Origin of the sequence: uncultured Nostoc sp. (genome assembly GCF_937863485.1) — a bacterium.
GTDB lineage: Bacteria > Cyanobacteriota > Cyanobacteriia > Cyanobacteriales > Nostocaceae > Nostoc.
This window is the reverse complement of sequence record NZ_CALMFY010000052.1, coordinates 1-5,757: the sequence shown is the minus strand read 5'-3', so window position 1 is coordinate 5,757 and position 5,757 is coordinate 1. Positions and strand designations below refer to the sequence as shown.

The 5,757-nt window shown below is 42.4% G+C and carries 5 protein-coding genes; 2 read left to right on the top strand and 3 right to left on the bottom strand.

Annotated features, from left to right (window positions below):
* Nucleotides 1–181: 181 nt before the first annotated feature.
* From Q0541_RS07615 to Q0541_RS07605, 3 genes are read right to left on the bottom strand one after another with little or no spacing between them, the layout of a single operon-like run.
* Complete coding sequence (locus Q0541_RS07615) at nt 182–1,090, bottom strand: hypothetical protein (protein WP_298907759.1); 909 nt, start codon at nt 1,088–1,090, stop codon at nt 182–184.
* Nucleotides 1,091–1,135: 45 nt separating this feature from the next.
* Nucleotides 1,136–2,416, bottom strand: coding sequence for a S41 family peptidase (locus Q0541_RS07610; RefSeq protein WP_298907757.1), 1,281 nt, complete (start codon nt 2,414–2,416; stop codon nt 1,136–1,138).
* Nucleotides 2,417–2,473: 57 nt separating this feature from the next.
* The gene (locus tag Q0541_RS07605; protein ID WP_298907755.1) at nt 2,474–2,863 is read right to left on the bottom strand and encodes a hypothetical protein; all 390 of its coding nucleotides are present in this window, start codon (nt 2,861–2,863) and stop codon (nt 2,474–2,476) included.
* Nucleotides 2,864–3,451: 588 nt separating this feature from the next.
* Here Q0541_RS07605 and Q0541_RS07600 point away from each other — a divergent pair.
* Together Q0541_RS07600 and Q0541_RS07595 are read left to right on the top strand one after the other, a co-directional pair.
* Nucleotides 3,452–4,669: a sensor histidine kinase gene (locus tag Q0541_RS07600; protein ID WP_298907752.1), complete on the top strand. Its 1,218-nt coding sequence runs from the start codon at nt 3,452–3,454 to the stop codon at nt 4,667–4,669.
* A gap of 2 nt (nt 4,670–4,671) precedes the next feature.
* Nucleotides 4,672–5,307 carry a response regulator transcription factor gene (locus tag Q0541_RS07595; protein ID WP_298907749.1) on the top strand — a complete coding sequence of 212 codons (636 nt, stop codon included), beginning with the start codon at nt 4,672–4,674 and terminating at the stop codon, nt 5,305–5,307.
* Nucleotides 5,308–5,757: the final 450 nt, after the last annotated feature.

The following is a 5,757-nucleotide window of genomic DNA, read 5'->3' as shown; positions in this document are numbered from 1 at the left end:
GTTCAGAGTATCAACAACTGTGATTTTTTACAAATGATTTAGGATTGCTATATCTAGAGTCAGACTTCAATGTATCCTCAAGAGATTCGACAAGTTGGAGTGTCAAAATGTTACCGTCCATCTTTGAACAATTTGTACAATAAACTCCCGTAAATGTAATGGCACGAGCAGCTTCTGTCGATTAATTAGGGGATTTTTTATTAGGGAAAAACCGCAGATAATGACTCGACGAGCCATAGAGGTTTTTATAAAGAAACCAGGTATCAAGCACTAGTTCCAGAAGAGCAATCAACACCCAAATTGCTAGAGAAACAATTACAGGAAGGCTGAGATCAGGAAACTTCCTTTGCAAATCAATAATCCCAAATAACAGCAAAAACAGCAGCGAAACTCCCAGGAGAAAGGACAACTTGACGATCGCCAGAATGAAACGGCTCATCTCCAGGATGCGATTGTAAAGCCTGGAGAATCCCTCCACGATTTCTTCGATGTTATTGATAACAAGTAAAATTTGTTGTCGGTGCAGATGGGTAGCTAAGGAGCATTGTTGCTGCACCTGCGCCCATTCATATTCATTCTTGAAATTATTTAAAAGCTTGTCCAAAGGTAGCATCTGGGAGCTAGTTGGCCAAATTGGTAAATCCTTTAAATGCAAGGGAACTAAATAGTTAATCAGCGCTATCAGAGTTTCAGCAAAATTACTGAGTTCGGGGGGAAGAGACTGAGTTAAACGAATGAGTTGGTCAATCTGAATCTGAAGTGTATAGTAGTCCTCATGTTGCCTTTGAGCAATCAACTGACTATTAAACGTCAGGAAAACAATTAACACCCCCAATAACGCAGCTAGGGACTGGGATACAGCAGAAAAGAACTCAATTGCCACCTGTTTAGGCACTGTCAGCCAGGGGTCGTTTTCCCGCATAGCAAAAACTAAAGTGACAACAAATACAACCCCGACGATAGCTAGCTGATGGTGGGTAACAGTACCTATGACTGTCCGCACTAGGGGAGTGTTACTGAGTTGAACCAGGATTCTAAGACCTGGGACTGGTTCACAAATTTGAAGTCGTTGAGCTTTGCGGGTTGACATGATTGAAAGTGGCCATAAGAGATATTGTTAAGAATATCTCTATACTTATTGCTCACGTTGTAAACTTAGATGATTAGCCTCTGACTGAATCAATTTGCTCAGGTCAGCAACCGCGCTAGCATACTGAGGATCAGCTAATGTCCCCAGGGTTCGGTTTTGCACCAATGCTTGCTGTTGTGCCTTGGTTAACTCCACGTTAATATCTGGTGCAATGCCGACATGATTGATATCTCGACCTTTAGGTGTATAGTATTTAGCGATCGTTAGTTTCAGCGCCGAACCATCAGAAAGTGGCTCTACGGATTGAACTAAACCTTTACCGAAGGTGCGAGTCCCTACTAATCTGGCGCGATTGTCATCTTGCAGCGCTCCCGACAGAATTTCGCTGGCGCTAGCAGATCCCTTATCGACCAGGATCACTAAGGGTTTGTTGGTGAGAGGATGTCCCGACGCATTGTAGCTATCTTTAACTTGGTCTCGATTTACCAAAGATACTATTGCCCCTTCCTTCAACCACATACTGGCAATTTGCAAACTTGCATCCAGTAGTCCACCTGGGTCAGAACGCAGATCCAAGACGTAGCCCTGCACCTGCTGTTTTTCTAATGCTTGAATTGCCCGATGCATCTCTACCGGAGCCGTTTGCGTAAACTCTGGTAACCGAATGTAACCAATTTTACCCATTAATGTTTTTTGCGTGTTATAAGTTACAGGATGGATAGCAATATTTGCGCGGGTAAGGTTGAAAGTTTGCGATTGATTGCCCCGTTGAATTGTCAGTACTACCTTGGTTCCCACCGGGCCCAGAATCCGCTTAACGGCATCCTCAATTTTCATCCCCTGAGTTCTTTGACCGTTAATTTGGACAATTACATCGTCCGGCAAAATACCCGCCCTAAAAGCAGGCGTTCCTTGAATCGGGGCGATAACAGTTAAAGCTTTAGTTTTTTCATTCAGTGCCAGTTCCAATCCGACACCACTGAGGTTGCCAGAAAGGTCTTTATTTAGGGCAAGAAATTCCTGGGGGTTGAAAAACTCCGTATAGCGATCGCCTAATTTAGCCACCATTTCTTGAATCGCCCCATAAGCCTGTTTGTTGGAACTATAAGAACGGCTAAGATACTGCTGTCGAATTGCTTTCCAATCTTGATGGTTAAAGCTGACATCAACATAATTTTTATCTAGGATTTGCCACACCTCATCCACGAGTTTTTGGGGGCTAGCTTGGGGTTTACCTAGAGCTTTTGAAGCGTAGAGACTAGTTCCTGCCAGGATTGCTGCGATAATAGCGAGTTCTATCTTGAGGATCAATTTTTGCTTGAACATAGTTTAACTATTTAGCATCTATTATCTTATAAGTATTCTTTCTTTTGACTTGTTGCACTAGGATTTATCTTGGGATTGCCTTTTACGGTGGGGATAGGCAGTCTTAAAAATATCCTGAATTTTAGTCTTTTGTTCAGCCGTGAGATTCAGGCTCAATACTGCTTTACGCATTCTTTCACCTTGTTGTAATTTCGCTGACAATTGCTTTACCTGATCTGGGGTCAGAACTGCCTCAACTTGCTTGCGAACTGCTTCGCGTTTCTCGGCGCTCTGCGGCGTATTCGCCCCAGGAGAGTTGGGAGCAGAAGCATTGGTATTAGATACCTTTGTCCCGGAGTCCTCCCCTTGAGACACATCTGGAGACTTTGAACTGGTGCAACTTGTCATTCCTCCAATCAGGATAGTTGCAAGTAGAAGGGTTGGTAAAATTATCTGTTTTTTAATCATTTACTTCTCTGGTTTTTGTTGTGTATAATCCGACTGTTCTGACCAAAGAGGAAGGGGAGCAGGGAGCAGGGGGCATTGGTTTAATACTCGTTGACGAGTCTTTAAACTCCGTTAATAAGTCTTTAATACTCGCTGACGAGTCTTTGAACTCCGTTAATAAGTCTTTAATACTCGCTGACGAGTCTTTGAACTCCGTTAATGAGTCTCTAATACTCGCTGACGAGTCTTTGAACTCCGTTAATAAGTCTTTAATACTCGCTGACGAGTCTTTGAACTCACTCCCTTGCCCCATGCCCCTTTTCCTCTTCGGTGACTGTTTAGAAGATGTTTGAAAAGTTACTGCTTTACTCATACCAGCTAATCTTAAAAGTTGGCATAGGTTTGTGCATCAGCTAGAATTCCTAACCTGACCAGTAAAAAAGTACTCAATTTATTGTGACTTTTTTCCTAATTTAGAAATAGTTAATCAGTCAGAACGGCTCTATCGATACTAGAGACAGATTCGTTATATAGGAAGAAGAGTTTCATCCTAAAATTGTGAAAATACCTATGGTTTTGTTACAAAGACCATTGAATTGGAACAGTTCTATGGTTCGCTTGACCTACCCATCGTTTCGTCTGTTGCTTTACCTAGAGTGGCTGTTATTAGCCACAGCAATGTTCATGGAAGTTGTGCTGCCGTTTGAGTTGTCCTGGTCGTTGCTGCTACGAGTTGTCGCGATCGCAACTTTCAGCTTGATGGGCTTGAGACTACCAATGGTGAAGCTGGAAACAAAATTACTTTATACAGCCCTGGAATTCGGTTTAATTTTATTGCCAACAGCTCAACATAGCTTATCTAGTCGCTCCGTTTTCCTGCTGTGTCTGGTACTGGTGATGCGGAGTTGCCTGATATTTAAGCGATCGGGACAGTTAATTGTCTTGGGTTTATCTCTGCTTTGTTATGGAACACTGCTTTTGTCAAGACCGATTGTACCTGATAAGTTTATCCCAGATAAACTGATCGCTATGTCTTGGGATTGGCGATTAAGTAATATATTATTGTTTAGCTTAACGTTAGTATTCGCTTTATTATTAATTAATGCCCTGCTTGCAGAGCGTCAAAGTCGAGAGCAGTTAGAAATTGCCCATCAGCAATTAGAGATAACCAATCAACAACTGTGCCAGTATGCACTACGGATTGAAGATCAGGCAACTTTGCAGGAACGCAACCGAATTGCTCGTGAAATTCATGATGGGTTGGGACACACTCTAGTTGCCCAAACTATTCAGATTAATAATACCCTGTTGTTCTGGGAATCAAACAATTACAAAGCATTGACATTTCTCAAACAGGCAAAGGAATTAGGGGCTGAGGCGCTGCTGGAAATTCGGCGATCGCTTTCTGTTTTACGTTCAAATCCTTTACAAGGACAATCTCTCAAATCAGCCATTGAAAAGCTGCTGACAGATTTTCAGCAAATCACAGGTATTGAACCGGGCTGTAAAATTGATCTACCGTACACTTTACCAATAGAAGTAAATACGGCTCTTTACCGGATTGTGCAAGAATCGTTAACAAATATTTGCAAACACGCTCAGGCAACGAGTGTCACCGTTGGACTACTGGCTGACGCTGGAATGATTCATCTGTCAATCGAAGATAATGGAAAAGGGTTTAACCCCACTCAAAATACAACCGGGTTTGGGCTACAAGGGATGCGAGAACGAGCGGTTGCACTGGGCGCTCAGTTAAATCTCCACAGTCAATTAGGAACAGGTTGCTGTATTTCTGTTTCTTTGCCACTATCAAAGCTGTTGTTTTAGCTATGATTCGGATTTTATTAGTTGATGATCAGCATCTTATTCGCCAGGGACTTAAGAGTATGCTTGAGTCCAATGCCGAGATGCAGGTAATTGGTGAGGCGGAGAATGGACAACGCGCACTCGAGGTGATTCCTGCACTGCAACCTGATATTGTGCTAATGGATATTCGGATGCCTGTAATGGATGGAGTTGCTACAACAAAGGCGATCGCTCAACAATATCCTGACATTAAGGTTCTGGTTCTGACCACCTTCGATGATGATGAGTATGTTTACCAGGCGATGCGGCTGGGTGCAAAGGGCTATTTACTCAAGGACACCGAACCTGATGAATTAATGTTGGCAATTCGATCCGTCTATAAGGGACAAACCCTACTCGGTCCGGGATTGTTTGAGAAAGCACTCATGCCGATTACCGCACCTGTCCCGTCTGTGCAAACTCCTCCAGAATTGGCGCAACTTACACCCAGAGAATTAGATGTATTGCGGTTAATTGCTTCTGGAGCCAATAACCGTGAAATTGCCGAATCGCTGTTTCTTTCAGAAAACACTGTTAAGAATTATGTTACCAATATTCTGAGTCGGTTAAATTTACGCGATCGCACTCAAGCTGCTTTGTTTGCCCATTCCTTGTTCTGACTTTTCGCATTAAGTCTTGAAAAGCTTATTCACAAAGGATTTAGGAAACAGCACAGTATATCCCTCTTCTGTCACTTTCCGGAATAAGCAAGTAATGGTAGTAGTGCATAGTAATGATAAAAAAAGGAAGGGTTGTTCAATATGGGAACTATGCACTGTCCTAAATGCAACTCAAACAACATAGTCAAAAATGGACGCACTCACTACGAAAAATAACGGTTCAAATGTCAAAATTGTGGACTACAATTTGTCGAAAGTCCAACGCGACAATCGATTGACAACTCAACACGTGAATTAATCGATAAACTCTTACTTAAACTGTCTTCGACCATCAGTCGTTCTCAAATCTTCCACTTGCTTCAAATGTTCTACCAGAGCCGCACCCATAATTTTTTCCCTAGCCCTTTCAAGGTGTGTTATTTTTCAGTTTTTTCTGGTTTAGAATCTTAA

Excerpts from the sequence above, each read along its gene's own strand:
- Q0541_RS07595 (WP_298907749.1), top strand. The coding sequence starts at position 4,672 with ATGATTCGGATTTTATTAGTTGATGATCAGCATCTTATTCGCCAGGGA.
- Q0541_RS07605 (WP_298907755.1), bottom strand. The coding sequence starts at position 2,863 with ATGATTAAAAAACAGATAATTTTACCAACCCTTCTACTTGCAACTATC.
- Q0541_RS07615 (WP_298907759.1), bottom strand. The coding sequence starts at position 1,090 with ATGTCAACCCGCAAAGCTCAACGACTTCAAATTTGTGAACCAGTCCCA.
- Q0541_RS07610 (WP_298907757.1), bottom strand. The coding sequence starts at position 2,416 with ATGTTCAAGCAAAAATTGATCCTCAAGATAGAACTCGCTATTATCGCA.
- Q0541_RS07600 (WP_298907752.1), top strand. The coding sequence starts at position 3,452 with ATGGTTCGCTTGACCTACCCATCGTTTCGTCTGTTGCTTTACCTAGAG.